The organism is Streptomyces sp. NPDC003300 (genome assembly GCF_040610915.1).
GTDB lineage: Bacteria > Actinomycetota > Actinomycetes > Streptomycetales > Streptomycetaceae > Actinacidiphila.
Genome location: NZ_JBEXNE010000015.1, coordinates 55,852 through 70,695 on the forward strand (window position 1 = coordinate 55,852; position 14,844 = coordinate 70,695).

The following is a 14,844-nucleotide window of genomic DNA, read 5'->3' on the forward strand; positions in this document are numbered from 1 at the left end:
GGGCGCGGGGGACAACGGACGTGGGGCAACGGACGGGGCGGAGACGCGAGCCGAACGAACGGGCATGACCGGAAAGGGACGTGGGGCAACGGGCACGACAGAGACGGGATCGGCGGGAGCGGACACGGCGGTGAGGCGGCCGGGCGGTACGGGCGCCTCGGTGACACTGCGCCTGATACGTCAGGAGACCCGCGGCGACCTCCCGCTGCTGGTCTGCCTGACGGTCATGGTGATCGTGGTGACGGCGCTGTGCGCCTGGGCCCCGGCCGTCGTGGGCCGCCAGGAGGACCGGGCGCTGCGGCAGCGCGTCGCGGCGGCGCAGGCCGAGGCGCCGCTGATCAGCGTCAGCGCCACCCCCGAGGTCTTCGACACCGACCCGCCCGCGGTGGACATGGCCACCCTGCTGGGCGCGGGAAGCACCTTCACCGAGCAGCTCAGCGGCACCGGCGCGCGCCGCCTGACCTCCGTCGGCGGCGGTTACGACTACAACCCGGCGTCCCTGGTCGCACCGCCGCCTCCCGGCCCCGCGAACACCGCCACCAAGCTGGCGCTCAGCTACCTGCCGTCCGCGCGGGCCCATCTGCGCTACGTCAGTGGCCGCGCCCCGGCCGACCGCACACCGCTGGGCACCGCGCCCCAGATCGGGTTGTCGCAGGCCACGGCGCGGGCCCTGGGCGTCACGACCGGGAGCCGACTGACGCTGGAATTCGCCAGGACGCCCGCGGTGGGGAACGCGCCGCCCCAGGTCGACCTGCTGGTCAGCGGGGTCTACCGCACCACGGCCGCGGCCGACGGCTTCTGGGCCGGGCGGGCGTCGTTGGACCAGCCGACGCGCTACCCGGCGGAGCGCTCCGCCGGCACGGTGCTCGCCGTCAGCGGCCTCGTCGGCCTCGACGCCGCCGACCTGCTCGCAGGGGCCGGGGTCGTCGGGCCCCGGGTGACCTGGCAGTTGCGGGCCGACCTGTCGGGAGCGGCGCTCGACCAGGCCCGCGCGCTGGCCGGGCCGCTGTCCCACTACGGCGCGGACCTGAGTGCCGCCCTGTGCCAGGGAACCGACTGGATCTCCGGCGACATCAGCTGCCACGTACGCGGTCAGGCCACCGGGTCCCTGCTGGTGACCGACTTCCTGACGCCGCTGCTCGCCGAGTTCACCGCTCAGGACCATCAGGCCAGGGCGCTGGCGATGTACGCCGTCGACGCGCTGGCCGCAGTCGCGCTGGCCACCGTGGCCGTCGCCGTACGGCTGTTGCTGCGCCGACGGCGGGCGCACCTGCGGTTGCAGCGCGCTCGGGGCGCGTCCACCGCGCGGCTGGTGCTGCTGCGCTGCGCCGTGGCCTGGCCGGTGGTGCTGATCGGCGCTGCGCTCGGCTGGGCGGCCGGTCGGGCCCTGGCTCCCGGCGGCACGTCAGGATCGCCGCAGCCGGTGCCCGCCGCACTCGCCGCCGCGGTCGTGATGGTGACGGTGCCGCTGATGACGTGGCTCGCGGTCCGCGAGCCGCGCAGGCCCGGCCGACCGCGGCGCTCGCGCCGCCGCGCTGTCACCGGCCGCCGCGTGGTCCTGGAGCTGACGGTGCTGCTCGCGACGGCGGCGGGCGTGGTCGCGCTGCGTTCGCAGGGGCCCGACGGGATTCTGGGCGCGGTGCCGGTGCTGGTGGCGCTGGCCGTCGTGCTGCTCCTGCTGCGGATCTCCCCGCTCGCGCTGCGCGTGGTGCTGCGGCGGACCCGGCGCGCCCGGGGAGCGGTCGGCTTCATCGGGGCGGCACGGGCCGCCCACGACGCCCCGGCGACCGGGCTGGCGCTGTTCGTCCTGGTCCTGACGTTGGGGACGGCCGTGTTCGGCGGCCTCGTGCAGCGCACGATCGGCGACGGCCTGGCCGCGGGCGCGGACTGGACCACCGGCGCGGACGCGAGCGCGATCGTGGCCGGGACCGCGAACGGGGCCACGACCGGGACCGCCGCGCCGGGGACCGGCGCAGGCAAGGGCATACGGACCGTCGTCCAGCATCTGCACACCCTCGACCTGGTGGGACAGGTCGACGGCGCGCTGATCACGCAGGTCGCCGTGATCACCGTGGACCCCCGGCAACTGGCCGCCGTCGCACCGAAGTCGCCGCTGGCCACCGCCCTGCTGTCCGGGCTGGCCACCCCGGCGGGAACCCGGATCGACGCGCGCGTCCCGCTGCCGTCCTTCCTCTCGCCCGACCTGCGGGCGCGCGAGCGCACCGGCGGCTTCACCTCCAGTGTCTCGATCCTCGGTCGGCGCCCGGTGGACCTGGTTCTCACGCCGGTCGGCACCCTCACCGGCGCGGACCTGCACGACCCTCTCCTCGGGCCGGTCACGGCGCGGATCCCCGCCGGGACGCCGCTGCTGATCACCACGGCGGGCGCCGAGCACCTGATGCCCGAGCAGTCCTCGGGGAGCACCGTCATGCTGCTCAAGGGCGGCGCTCCCGACGGGACCGCCCCCGCCACGCCCGCCGCGCTGCGGTCGGCGGCGGCTCAGACGCTCGGGCCGCTGGCCCGTATCCGCGTCCGCTCCGAAACGCTGAGCGCCCTGCGCGCGGACGGGCTGACGCGGGGACTCGACACGGCCTACGCCGTCACGTCGATCCTGGCCGCGCTGGCCGGCCTGCTCACGCTCGCCCTGGAACTGACCCTCACCGCGCACGAGCGCGGTCGCACCGCCTCGTTCCTGCGCACGCTCGGGCTCGGCGGCAGGGAGGCCGGGGCGCTGCACTTCCTGCAACTGCTGCCGCTGGCGGTCGCCTCCGCGGTGGGCGGCACGCTGCTCGGGCTGCTCGAACCGCGGCTCATGGCACCGGCGTTGGACCTGCGGCAGTTCACCGGCGGCCCGGCCCAACCGGTCCTGCGCACCGACTACTCGCTGACGCTCGCCCTCGTCGTCGCCGTGACCGCGCTGATCCTGGTCGCCGCCGCGGCCGAGACCGTCCTCGCGCGTCGGCGGCGGCTGGGGGCCGTGCTGCGGCTCACGTGAACGGCCGCGGCTCAGGGTGCGGCCGTCGAGCGCAGGGCTTACGGGGCGCTCTCGGTGGACTCCGTGTCGCCCTCCGTGTCTCCTGCGCCCGCGGCGCTCTCCGCCGCGGACTTCGCCCGCCGCGCGGCCTCGTCCGGCCATACGCCGATGTGGTCGGTCTCCAGGGCCAGCCGCACCCGTTTGCGCATGTGCAGGCGCTCGGTGAACTGGCCGGGCAGTTGCAGCCGCCCGCTGGCGTCCAGTACCGCGAACTCCTCGGCGGTGAGCACCTCGACGCCGTCCTCGCCGGTGGTCACCCGGCGCAGCACCTCGGTCGAGGTGCGGCCGTTGCGGATCCGCACCGTGCGCTGGACCTGCTCGGACACCAGGGCGTCGTGGGTCACCACGATCACGGTGACGCCCAGGTCCTCGTTGGCCCGGCGCAGTGCCGCGAACACCTCGTCGCTGGTGGCGGTGTCGAGTTCGCCGGTGGGTTCGTCGGCGAACAGCACCTGCGGCTCGTTGGCGTTGGCCACGGCGATTGCGACCCGCTGCTGCTCGCCGCCGGAGAGCGTGTCGGGCGTACGGTCCCGGCAGTGTCCGACGGACAGCAGGTCGAGCAATTCCTCGGCCCGCGCCCGGCGTTGGGAGCGTTTGATCCCGGTGTACGTCATCGGAAGCATCACGTTCTCGGCCGCCGAGAGGTAGGGCAGCAGATTGCGCGAGGTCTGCTGCCAGACGAAGCCCACGGTGCCCCGCCGGTAGGTGAGCCGCTCGCGGCGCTTCATCGTCAGCAGGTCGTGTCCGGCGACCGTGGCGGCGCCCGCGGTGGGCACGTCCTGGCCGGAGAGTATGCCCAGCAGGGTGGATTTCCCGGAGCCGGACGCCCCGACCACCGCGATCATCTCGCCCTGGGCCACGGCGAGATCGAGGCCCTGGAGCGCCTGCACCTCGACGCCCTCGGTCTGGTAGATCCGCACCAGGTTCTCGCAGACGACCAGCCCCTCCTCCCGCCGTGGCGCCGCGACGGCCCGCCGCCGCAGCTCGTCCAAGTCCGTTGCCCCGGTGGGCTGTTGGTGAACTGCCACGCGGTCCCCCGATAAGGTGAAGTCTGCGAATCCCACTGTCGGACAGCCGCCAGGGTAATGCGCGAACCCGCCCGGGAGCCGCCGTCCGCGGGACCGGACCTCGATCAGGGGTCAGCGGCGCCGAGGTCGTCGCGTCCGCTTCGGCCCGCGTCACATCCGCCACGATCCGCGTGCCGTCGATCGGACAGCGTGCCGTCAGACCGCGCGGGCGTCCCGCAAGAGTTCCCGGACGCCGCGAACAGGGCGGTAGCCGAAGGCGTTCGTTGCCGCGGTGGAGTCGTACACGCGGTCCAGACGATCCGGCACCGGCCACCCCCGGTCGCGGAACGCCTCGACCACGTCAGGAGCCCGACCGGCGAGGACCGCGCCCGCGTCGCGGTGGAGAGCGACGCAGTCCTCACGCTGGAACACGTGCGGGCCGGAGACATTGAACGTGCCGGTCACCTCAGGGCGCGTCACGGCCAGGACCCCCGCCGCCGCGACGTCGGCGACGTCGACCGCCCGGTGGAGCAGATGGCGCGCGAGTACGGGCAGCGGCTCCGGAAAGCACCGCGCGATGCGCAGCGTGACCGCGGAGACGCCGGAGGCGGCGACCAGCCGCTCCGCGGCCAGCTTGGTCTCGTCGTAGATGTCCCGGGGAAGCGGCGTGAGGTGCTCGTCCACCCAGACGGCGCGGTCGGCGGGCACCAGGGCGTGGCCGTAGACGCTGGTACTGCTGATGTAGAGAACGCGCCGGACACCGAGGCGCGCGGCGTCGTCGAGGAGTTCCGCGGTCATGCCGACGTTCACGGCGCGGAACTCCTCATCGGCCACGCGCCCGACGTGCGGGGCGTGCAGCGCGGCGGTGTGGACCAGGACGTCGGCCGACCGCAGCGCCGCCCGCCGCTCGCGCGGGTCCCGCAGGTCGGCGACGACGCTCGTCCAGCGGCCGGCCACCCTGTCCACGCCGCGGACCTCCCGGCCCGCCGCGTCGAAGGCCGCGGCCAGGGCCGATCCGACCCGGCCCGAGCTTCCCGTCACGACAACCGCCCCGCCAGGGTCCCGCGTCCTCCGCTCGGCGCTCACACCCCGATTCTGCCAGCCCCGCGCGGATTCGGTCCGAGGCGCCGTACCCGCCGTGCGATGCCCCGCCCGCCTGGGCAGGAGACGCCGTCACCCGGCGGCAACGGGGCTGGTCGGCTTGGGCGTTCGGACCGCGAAGGCGAGGAGCCTGGGGCCGGACAGGCCCTAGGCCGCGCCCGCGAAGCGGGCGGTCAGCCAGACGGGGTCGACGATGGCCGAGCCGACCACGACGGCGTGCGCGCCCGCGGCCAGGGCCGCGCGCACGTCGTCCGGCGTGGAGTAGCCGCGCTCGGCGACGACCGGCACCCCGGCGCCGGCGACGAGGGTGGCCACAAGTCCCAGGTCGGGCAGGGGCCCGGAGTTCGCCTTGGCGGGGTAGCCCATCGTGGACGAACTGACGATCGCGGCGCCCGCCTCCACGGCGGTGCGTGCGTCGTCGATCCCCGGCACGCCCGCCTTGACCGGCTGGCCCAGCGCGACGAAGGACGCGACGAGTTCGGCCAGGTCCTGGCCGTCGTGTCGGCGCGCCGCCGCGTCCGCTTCCAGTTCCACGACATCGGCCCCGGCGTCCACCAGGGCGGCGGCGTGGTCGAGCGTCGGCGTGATGCGGACGACCCCGCCGTGCGAGCCGTCGATGCTCACGGCGAGCACGGGGAAGCCGAGGAGCGCGCGCTTCACCGCGCGTACGGCGTCCGGGCCGTCCATTTTCACGGCGACGGCGCCACCGGCCTGAGCGGCGGCGGCGAGCCGGACGACGTCGTCGATGTTCTGCCAGGGCGACTGGGGCGACGGGGTGAGCGAGACGATCAGGCCGCGAGGAAGGATGTTCACGCCGCGAACTCCTCTCCGGCGACCAGGACGCGCTCGACGGCGACGTCCTCGTCGGTGACGATCAGGTCGGCCGGGCCGCCGAGGGTGAGTTCCCCCGCGCCGGTGAGCCCGTAGAAGCGGGCGGGCGCGCGGCTGGCCAGGTTCACCGCCCGGTCGACCGGCCAGTCGTGCTCGACCAGCTTGCGTACCTGCTGGAGCAGCGTCACCGTACTGCCGGCGAGGGTGCCGTCGGGCAGGCGCGGCACCCCGTCGGTGACCTCGACGGTGAAACCGCCCACGGTGAAGACACCGTCACCGGCCCCCGCGGGCGACGCGGCGTCGGTGACGAGCATGATGCGGTGCTCGGCGGCCTTGAGCGCGAACAGCGAGGTCTCCCGCGCCAGATGGATGTCGTCGGCGATGAGCTGGATGGCGACCTCCTCCCGGTTGAGCGTGGCGCCCGCGATGCCGGGCGCGCGGTGGCTGAACGCGATCATCCCGTTGAACAGGTGCGTGACCGCGCGGGCGCCCGCGTCGAAACCGGCGTACGCGGTCGCCGCGTCGGCGCCCGAGTGCCCGGCCTGCACGATGACCCCGTGGCCCGCGGCCCAGGCGATCAGCTCCGGCGCGCCCGGCAGTTCGGGGGCGACGGTGATCGTACGCAGCGGCCCGGCGTCGAGGAAGCGTCGCACGATGCCGATGTCGGGGTCGCGGAGGTACTCGGGCCGGTGCACGCCCCGGTGGTGCGGCGACAGGAACGGGCCCTCGGCGTGCACGCCGACGACCTTCGCGCCGGGAGGCGAGGACGCCTGGAGCTTGTCCAGCACGCCGAGCTGCCGGACCACGTTCTCCTCGGAGTCGGTGATGACGGTGGGCTGTACGTGGAAGACGCCGTCGCGGGTGAGGGCGGCGAGCGCCCGCTCGAACTCCTCGGCCGTGGCCGCGTTGAAGTCGACCCCGCCGTAACCGTTGACCTGGAGGTCGACCAGGCCGGGCAGGACGTACCCCGTGCCGGTCGAGGGCAGGCCGGTGCGTACCAGCCGTCCGCCGTCGACCTCGACGTCGCCCTTCACCCAGGCGCCGGCGACGACGGCGCCGCGTGCGGAAATTCTCATGGATACAACCTCGCTATATGGGGGGCTGGGCCGCGGCCGGTCGGCTCTGCGGCGGATTGATGGCGGTGCGCGCGGCCGGCCTGGCCCTGGAGGGCGGCGCGGAAGCGGTAACGGTCACCGCGGTAGACGCTGCGGCACCACTGCACGACCCGGCGGTTCTCGTCGAACGTGGTCTGGACGATCCCCAGGACGGGGTCGCCCGGAGCAAGGCCGAGGTTCTCTGCGATGTCGGCGGTGGCCCCGCGCGCCTCGATGACGCAGTCGGCTCTGACCGCGTGCAGGCCGTACTCGTCGGAGAGCGTGGAGTACAGGGAAGCGGTGGTGAAATCGTGGTCGCCGAGGCCCGGCGCCAACTGCTCAGGGATGAGCGAGAAGTCGATCAGGGTCGGGATGCCGTCGAGATACCGCAGCCGGACCAGGTCGACGATGGGTGCGCCCGGGGCGACGCCCAGCAGGTCCGCCTCGTCGAGCGAGCTGGCGCGGGTCAGGCACTTCAGCACTTTCGAGCTGGAGGTCAGGCCGTTCGCCTCCGCGAGGTCGGAGAAGCTCACCAGCCCGGTGGCGCCCTCCTCGATCGACTCCGCCTCGTCCTGGTCCGCGGGCCGGGCCGGGGCCGGGGCGGGCGTCTGCCCGCGCACCCACCGGGCGCCCATGACGACGGTGACCAGGCCGGCCGCCTCCAGATCCTTCAGTGCCTGACGGACGGTGACCCGGCTGACGTCGAACTGCTCAGCGAGAACCCGCTCGGAAGGCAGTCTCGAACCGGGCTCGATCACACCCGATTCGATGCGTTCCCTGAGGTGCTGCGCCACCTTGCGGTGCAGTGCTGGCGAAGTAGACATGACCCCGATTGTGTCTCGTGGAGTTGGTGGGAATGAACGTATTCAGCAGCCCGTGTCGCACGGTGCGAAGGCGGCCGTACCGCCCTCGTACGGCCGCCCGGCCGGGCTATTCGCCGTCGTCGAGTTTGGTTCCGGTGTCGAGGAAGAGGAACTCGTCCGGATCGATCCCCCGCGCCCGCGCCGAGCGCAGCGCCACCTGTTGCAGCAGCGCCGCCACGAACACCGGTATCTCCAGGGGGTTGTGCGCCTCGACCGGCACGACCAGGGTCCGCTCGCCGTGGACGACGGGGGCGCCCGTCCGCAGTTCGACGATCTGACGGCCGAGCGAGCCGAGGGCGCGCAGGATCTGCCCGTCGTCGGGACCGTCGAGAACGATGTGCAGCGTCGAGGGGTGGGTGGACTCCATCAGCCCGTGCAGGTACTGCCGCGTCTCGAACGACGCCGCGGGGACCCGCGTCACCTCGCGCAGCAGCAGCGCGCCGCTCTCGGCGACCCCGTACTGGTCCGCGGGCGCCACCAGGTCGATGATCGACGCGGCCGACAGCCGGTCCGCGATCTCCTCGGCCTGCGCGGAGGTCGCGTCGAGGAACCCCGCGAGCCGCTCCCCCAGGCTGAGCCACGTCGGCGACGGTTCGCCGTCGGTCCAGGTCTCGGCGAGCATGGAGACGGCCATCGCCGAGGCGGTGAACCCGATCGTCGAGGCGAGGCTGTCGGGCAGGTCGCCGAGGGTCAGCACCGAGTCGGCGGCGGCGGCCATCGGCGAGTCGGTGACGTTGACGACCGCGAGCTTGCGGCCGGTGGCCGCGCGCATCACGTCGACCGTCTCGCGGCTGCGGCCCGACTGGGACAGCGCGACGAGCGTGGTGGTCTCGTCGAACGGCCCCGCCTGCGCCGCGTTGAGCCGGACGCTGGGGATGCCGCGCGCCGACAGGTGGGCGACCGGTGCGGCGAGCGCCGCGAGGCTCGCGCCGATGCCGATGAACGTGGCCTGGTCGGGGCGGCCGACCGCACCCGCCGCGGCGAGCGCCCGCTCGCGCAGCACCGGTGCGACCTCGGTGAGCCGGCTGGTCTGGCTCAGCACGCCCTCGTCGAAGGGGATGAACCCCTGGCGCAGAAACGCGTTGACACTCATCGGCCGCTGGCCGCCCTTCCTCGTCGTGCCAGGGAATCGATCACCACGGCGGCCACGAGTACGGCGCCGGTGATCACGTACTTGACGGCGGAGGTCTGGTTCAGCAGATCCATGCCGTTGGACACCGCTCCGATGACGAGCATGCCGAGCAGTGCGGAGTACGCGGTGCCGCGTCCGCCGAACAGGCTGGTGCCGCCGATGACCGCGGCGGCGATCGCGTTGAGCAGGATGTCGCTGCCGCCGCTGGCCTGGTTGACCGCGAACAGGCGTGAGGCCGCGAGCACACCGCCGAAGGCGGCGAGCGACGAGGCGATCGTGAAAGCGATGACCTTGACGGTGCCGACCTGGATGCCCGCCCGGCGGGCCGCCTCGGCGTTGCCGCCGACGGCGAACAGCTTGCGGCCGAAGGTCGTGCCGCGCAGCAGCAGGTCTACCAGGACCACGAGTCCGACGAAGATGATCAGCGACAGGGGTATGCCGTGCCACCGCGCGAAGACGGTCGTCGCCGCGACGATCAGGACCGTGATCACTCCGGCGCGCACCAGGCCCCCGGTGAGCGGCCGTACGGTCAGGCCGCGTTCGCGTCGCCGTCTCGCGGTGAGGACCGTCCCGCCGAAGGCCGCGCCCGCGTAGACAGCGGCGATCACGTATCCGATCCACGCGGGGAGCGTGGTGTTGGCGAGCGAGGCGATGGTGCCGTCGTAGGGGATGTTGATCGTGCCCTGGTTGCCCAGGACGAGGAGTTGGCCGCCCTGCCAGGCGAGCAGGCCGCCCAGGGTCAGCACGAACGACGGAACGCCGAGCTTGGTGAAGATGAAGCCGTGGAACAGGCCGATCGCGGCGCCGAACACGACGGCCAGGACGATCGCGAGCACCGGCGGCCAGCCCTGGTTGATGCTCAGCACCACCATGGAGGCGGAGGTGATCCCGCTCACCGATCCGGCGGACAGGTCGATCTCGCCGATGATCAGGACGAACACGATGCCCAGCGCGATGACGCCGGTCGAGGCGATCTGCAGGCTCAGGTTGGAGAGGTTCTGCGGCGAGAGGAACCGCTGGTTGGCGATCTGGAAGACCAGCGAGATGACGACGAGGCCGAGGATGACGGGCAGCGCCCCGAAGTCGCCGGTACGCAGGCGCTGGACGCGCTCGCGCACCCAGTTCTCCTGCGCCGGCGGTCCTGGCGGCAGCACGCTCTGCCCGGCGGGGGCGGTTGCGGTGTTGGTGGTCACGGTCATCCTTCCTGAGCCCGGTCGCGGCGCAGCGTCCGGCGCTTTTGGGCACTGCTGTCGGCGACGCCGGTGATGGCGGCGACGACCTGTTCTTCTGTGGTCCCCTCGACGGGGAACTCGGTGACGCTGCGCCCGAGCCGCAGGCAGACGATGCGGTCCGCCACGTCGAAGACGTCGGCCAGGTTGTGGCTCACCATGAGGACGGCGTGCCCTTCGCTCCGCAGCCGCTCGATGAGTTCGAGCACTTCGGCGGTCTGCTCGACGCCGAGCGCCGCGGTGGGCTCGTCCAGGATGACCAGCCGCGGGTCGCCGAGCAGGGACCGCGCGATGGCCACCGACTGGCGCTGCCCGCCGGAGAGCGACGAGACGGGCGCGCGCAGGTCCTTGATCTTGACCGAGAGCCGCTTGAGCAGCCCGACGGCGACCTCTTCCATGTCGAGCGCGCTCAGGAAGCCGCCGTGGTGCTTCTCGCGGCCGAGGAAGAGGTTGGCGACGATGTCGAGGTTGTCGCACAGCGCGAGGTCCTGGTACACCGTCGCGATGCCGAGGCGGGTGGAGTCCGTGGGCTTGCGCGGGGAGACCGGCTCGCCGTTCACCGCCATGGTGCCGCCGTCGCGGGGGTGCGTACCGGCGATCGTCTTGATCAGGGTGGACTTGCCCGCGCCGTTGTCGCCGACGAGCGCGACGACCTCTCCCGCGGCGACGGTCATGCTGACGTCGCTGAGCGCCTGAACGGCGCCGAAGCTCTTGCTGATGTGTTCGAGTTCCAGCACGGGCGGCGGGCGTTCTCCCGCCCGGTCGGCCGCCCTGTCAACGGTCGTTGTCATCGGCGGTCTCCTTTCATGCCGAGTCGGTCCGCCGCGGTGGCGACCGCGATCGGTTGGGCGAGGTGCCACGCGCCGGCGCCGACGAGACCGGCGTCGTCGCCGCACACGGCGGCGCGTACGTCGACGTCCCAGGAGACGTGCGAGCGCGCGGTGTCGCCGATGCGGCGGTCGAGCTCGTCGAGGAGCTGCGCGCCGGCCGCGCGGGCGAGGCCGCCGCCGACGACCAGTACGTCGGGTGAGACGACGTGGCACAGGAGGATCGCGGCGGCGGCCGCCGCGTCGGCGATGTCGGTGAGGGCGGCGGCGGCCAGGGCGCGGGGGTGGGGCGCGGTCGGTACGGGGTCGGCACCGGGGGCGCCGTCGCTTGAGGCGAGGTCGGTCAGGGCGCGGTAGTCGACGTCCCTGCCCAGTTCACGCCCGGCCTCGCGTACGCGCTGTCCCGAGCCGAGGTCCTCGATCATGGGGCGCCCGGCGCCGAGCAGGTGCAGGAATCCGATCTGGAACCCCGACACGCGTCCGGACAGCACGCGGCCGTCGCTCACCACCGCCGCGCCGATCCCCGTCGAGAGGGTCAGATAGGCCGTCGTCCCCGCGGTGGACCCGGCGCCGAAGTACGCCTCGCCGATCGCGGCCAACTCGGCGTCACCGGCCAGCTCGACGGCGAGTCCGGTGGCCTCGGAGAGGTACGCGGCCGACAGGCGGCCGAGGTCGGTGGACGGCAGATTGCGCGCCACGTGCAGACGGCCCTCGACGTGGTCCACCCGGCCCGGCAGTCCGACGACCGCCGAGACGGCGTCCGTACCGGCCGCGATCCGCGTCATGAGATCGGCGACCTGCTCGTGCGCCGCGTCGTGCCGGACGGGCTCCTTGAGCCTGGCGGTCACGGTTCCGCCGCGGTCGACGAGCGCCGCGCGGGCGGTGGTGCCGCCCAGGTCGACTGCGACGACCTGGGCGGCATCGCCGGTGGAGAAGGAGGTCACTTGATGAGTCCCGCCTCGACGCACGCCTTCTTGTAGTTGGCCGTGCAGATCTGATCGACGGTCAGATAGCCGCTGTCGAGCAGGATTTCCTTCATGTTCTCCATCGTCACGGCGATGGATTCGAGCAGGTAGGCGGGCACCTTGCCCGCACCGTCGTCGATGGTGCCGTTGAGCAGTTCGCCGGAGGGCTTCTGCCCGGTGGCGAGGGCGGCGGCGGCCTTGGCGCCGATCCGCGCCTCGGTCTCGACCGGCAGGTACGTGCTCTCGTACAGGTCGCCCGCGACCATGTTCTGGATGGCGTCGAGCTGCGTGTCGAGGCCCGTGACGGGCGGCATCGGCTTGATGCCCGCGCTCTTCAGCGCGGCGACGACACCGGTGGCCATGCCGTCGTTGCCCGCGTAGACACCGGCGATCTTGGACGCGCCGAGCTTGGTGATGGCCTGCTGCATCTGGTTCTGCGCGTTGGCCGCCGACCAGCCCTTGGTGTCGTACTCGGCGGCGACGGTGAAGCCGGACTTGTCGATGACGCTGTGCGCGCCGTCCTTCTCCGGCTTGGCGCCCGAGTCGACGGGGTCGCCGTTCATCATGACGACGTTGCCGGAGGTCTTGCCGTCCTTCTTCAGCTTGTCGAGCAGGGACTGCATGCCGACGGCGCCCTGCTGGACGTTGTCGAACTTCACCCCGTAGTCCACGGCCGCGTTGTAGATGACGCGGTCGTAGCTCATGACCTTCGCGCCCTGCCTGCGGGCGCTGGCGACCACGGCCCCGGCGGCCTTGGAGTCGACGGGGTCGATCACCAGCACGCTGGCCCCTTCGGTCAGCGCGGACTCGGCCTGGCTGAGCTGCTTGCTCGCGTCCCCGGCCGCGTTGTAGTAGCGGAGCTGACACTTGGGGCAGCTCTCCGCGAGCTGCTTCTCGAAGGTCGGCTTGTCCCGCGCCTCGTACCGGGCGGTCGCGTTCTCCGGGAGCAGCAGCGCCACGATCGGCTTGTCCTTGGCCTTGCCGCCGCCGGAGCCGCCGGTCGAGCCGGAGGTCGCGTCGGATGTGTCCGACGAGCACGAGGCCAGCATGAGGGCTCCAACTACAGCCACCCCCGCAACGGCCATGCGTCGACGGTGTGAATGAGAAGTAACGTTCATGAGAGTTTCGTCCACCTCTGAGCCATGTGTAGCGGGGTGAGTTGCCTCAAGCTAGATCTGGTATCAACCAGTGGTCAACCCTCTGGTATTACAGCTCGATAACCTAAGCAAACCACTGGTATTACCCCGAGGTGACCAGCAAATTTCCCCTCGCCCCACCCGCACACCCCGCGCCGCCGCCCCCGTCGACCCCAACTCCCCCGCGATTCCCCCCGACCCCCGCCCTCCCCCTGGTACGAACCACCGGTCGTATGCAATCCCACCCCGCCGCACCCACCCCCTCCGAACCGAAAGCCCCCGCAGACACGAAGAGGCCGGCCCGGACGCGCCTCACCGGAGGCAAGCGAACTGGACGGCCTGTGGAACCTTGGGGACGCACGTGGGCCCAGCGGACGACAGCGCACGGGCGGCGGCGTGGACGAGGACCCGCAAGATGCCCGGCGAGCGGACGCGCGACCGGATCGGCGCAGCCTCCTCGGCTCACCTCAGGTGGGCGAAGATCCATTCCCGGGCGGCTCCAAGCCCAGCACCGGCCGATGGCGGTTCCGCCGACTTCGGCGGCCCGCCCACAGTGGCCAAGCTAGCCGGAAGGGTGAGTCAATCGGCTCACCGTTGCATAGTCGTCGGATGCGTGAACCGTAGCCAACAGGATAGCGCCGTCAGAACACTCGAGAACCGCTGGGTTGTTACCCGGGATCGGTGCATAGGCGGCTTCACCCGTGAAGGCATCGAGAATGTGCACAGGGCCCGCACCGGAAGACACGAACAGAAGCGCGGACTCATTCAAACAGCCCGCGGCGATGGCACCGACGTCCGAGCCCATCGACAAAGCAGGACCCAGTGGCTCACCAGTCACCCCGTTATACCGAGACAAGTTTCCATTCATGTCGAGTGACGCCAGGACAGCCCGGCCGTCGGGATGCGTCAGCGCGGTCATCCTCATGTTGTATTCGCCAAAACCATGAATATGTGATCCGAATGGCTCGCCGGTCGAGGCGACCCACCGATACACAACTCCAGCCTCGTCCTCCGCTGCGATGAGGACCGTGCCGTCCTTGAGCGACAGTGACGTGATGGTCTTCAGCGGATAATCCGGCCCCGTCAGTTGAGGGCTCAACGCTTCGCCGGTAGTCGCGTCCCAATAGTGGATGAACGGCTCACACTGCGCGGCAACAGCGATGAACGCTCGCCCACCGGGCAGCGGCCCACTGGTGACGTCCCAAGCGGTGTCATCAAACTCAGCCATCGCGCCAACGGGCACGGGCCTGCCACTTGCAGCATCAACCCGCACCACCCCGATATCCGTGGCCACCGCGACGACGGCATCACCATTCGTCGGGGTGGCCACCGCAAGCGTCGATATCAGATCCTCGCCCACAAACCTCCAGAGCATTTCACCGGTGCGAGGGTCCCAACGCCAAAAATCGTAGCCGGTACCGTTTGAGAGCAATATGGGTGTATCACTCTCACCTTGAGCCAAAACCGGCACGACGCCGTCCGGAGCTTCTTCCGCAAACACTGTTTCCAGGACCACATCTAGCAATTCGAGCACAACGCTTCCCAATCTCCGCATTACGCGGCGCCGACACATCTCCAGAGCTCCGACGAGCGGAGGCCGCATCCCAGAATTCCCCACCCGACCC

The 14,844-nt window shown here is 71.9% G+C and carries 12 protein-coding genes; 1 reads left to right on the forward strand and 11 read right to left on the reverse strand.

The window, feature by feature from the left end:
• The first annotated feature begins 160 nt into the window (after nt 1–160).
• A complete protein-coding gene (locus ABZX65_RS22055; RefSeq protein ID WP_355342513.1) occupies nt 161–2,995 on the forward strand; it encodes a hypothetical protein in 2,835 nt (944 codons plus the stop codon).
• Nucleotides 2,996–3,033: 38 nt separating this feature from the next.
• Here ABZX65_RS22055 and ABZX65_RS22060 read toward each other — a convergent pair whose 3' ends face one another.
• The 11 genes from ABZX65_RS22060 to ABZX65_RS22110 all read right to left on the reverse strand — a co-directional run bounded on the left by ABZX65_RS22060 (nt 3,034) and on the right by ABZX65_RS22110 (nt 14,753).
• Entirely contained in the window at nt 3,034–4,026 is a 993-nt protein-coding gene (locus ABZX65_RS22060; protein ID WP_355342861.1) for an ABC transporter ATP-binding protein, read from the reverse strand.
• A 231-nt stretch (nt 4,027–4,257) separates the two neighbouring features.
• Nucleotides 4,258–5,082 (reverse strand): NAD(P)-dependent oxidoreductase, encoded by an 825-nt coding sequence (locus ABZX65_RS22065; protein ID WP_355342516.1) that lies wholly within the window; start codon nt 5,080–5,082, stop codon nt 4,258–4,260.
• A 207-nt stretch (nt 5,083–5,289) separates the two neighbouring features.
• Nucleotides 5,290–5,955: an N-acetylmannosamine-6-phosphate 2-epimerase gene (locus tag ABZX65_RS22070; protein WP_355342519.1), complete on the reverse strand. Its 666-nt coding sequence runs from the start codon at nt 5,953–5,955 to the stop codon at nt 5,290–5,292.
• Nucleotides 5,952–7,049, reverse strand: a complete 1,098-nt coding sequence (gene nagA, locus ABZX65_RS22075) for an N-acetylglucosamine-6-phosphate deacetylase (protein WP_355342522.1) — start codon at nt 7,047–7,049, stop codon at nt 5,952–5,954. Before nagA ends, ABZX65_RS22070 begins: the two co-directional genes overlap by 4 nt.
• The gene (locus ABZX65_RS22080; protein ID WP_355342525.1) at nt 7,046–7,891 is read right to left on the reverse strand and encodes a GntR family transcriptional regulator; all 846 of its coding nucleotides are present in this window, start codon (nt 7,889–7,891) and stop codon (nt 7,046–7,048) included. The genes nagA and ABZX65_RS22080 overlap by 4 nt, the downstream gene beginning before the upstream one ends.
• Nucleotides 7,892–7,997: 106 nt before the next feature.
• On the reverse strand, nt 7,998–9,023 hold the full coding sequence (locus tag ABZX65_RS22085; RefSeq protein ID WP_355342528.1) for an SIS domain-containing protein: 1,026 nt from the start codon (nt 9,021–9,023) through the stop codon (nt 7,998–8,000).
• Nucleotides 9,020–10,255 (reverse strand): sugar ABC transporter permease, encoded by a 1,236-nt coding sequence (locus ABZX65_RS22090; protein WP_355342531.1) that lies wholly within the window; start codon nt 10,253–10,255, stop codon nt 9,020–9,022. The genes ABZX65_RS22085 and ABZX65_RS22090 overlap by 4 nt, the downstream gene beginning before the upstream one ends.
• A 2-nt stretch (nt 10,256–10,257) precedes the next feature.
• Nucleotides 10,258–11,082, reverse strand: a complete 825-nt coding sequence (locus tag ABZX65_RS22095; RefSeq protein ID WP_188280229.1) for an ATP-binding cassette domain-containing protein — start codon at nt 11,080–11,082, stop codon at nt 10,258–10,260.
• Nucleotides 11,079–12,062: an ROK family protein gene (locus ABZX65_RS22100; RefSeq protein WP_355342535.1), complete on the reverse strand. Its 984-nt coding sequence runs from the start codon at nt 12,060–12,062 to the stop codon at nt 11,079–11,081. The genes ABZX65_RS22095 and ABZX65_RS22100 overlap by 4 nt, the downstream gene beginning before the upstream one ends.
• Nucleotides 12,059–13,168, reverse strand: coding sequence for a substrate-binding domain-containing protein (locus tag ABZX65_RS22105; protein ID WP_355342538.1), 1,110 nt, complete (start codon nt 13,166–13,168; stop codon nt 12,059–12,061). The genes ABZX65_RS22100 and ABZX65_RS22105 overlap by 4 nt, the downstream gene beginning before the upstream one ends.
• Before the next feature lie 613 nt (nt 13,169–13,781).
• Nucleotides 13,782–14,753, reverse strand: coding sequence for a PQQ-binding-like beta-propeller repeat protein (locus ABZX65_RS22110; protein WP_355342541.1), 972 nt, complete (start codon nt 14,751–14,753; stop codon nt 13,782–13,784).
• Nucleotides 14,754–14,844 lie beyond the last annotated feature (91 nt).

Bases quoted from the DNA above. Each gene is read 5' to 3' on its own strand.
- nagA (WP_355342522.1), bottom strand. From the start codon at position 7,049: ATGAGAATTTCCGCACGCGGCGCCGTCGTCGCCGGCGCCTGGGTGAAG.
- ABZX65_RS22080 (WP_355342525.1), bottom strand. From the start codon at position 7,891: ATGTCTACTTCGCCAGCACTGCACCGCAAGGTGGCGCAGCACCTCAGG.
- ABZX65_RS22085 (WP_355342528.1), bottom strand. From the start codon at position 9,023: ATGAGTGTCAACGCGTTTCTGCGCCAGGGGTTCATCCCCTTCGACGAG.
- ABZX65_RS22095 (WP_188280229.1), bottom strand. From the start codon at position 11,082: ATGACAACGACCGTTGACAGGGCGGCCGACCGGGCGGGAGAACGCCCG.
- ABZX65_RS22105 (WP_355342538.1), bottom strand. From the start codon at position 13,168: ATGGCCGTTGCGGGGGTGGCTGTAGTTGGAGCCCTCATGCTGGCCTCG.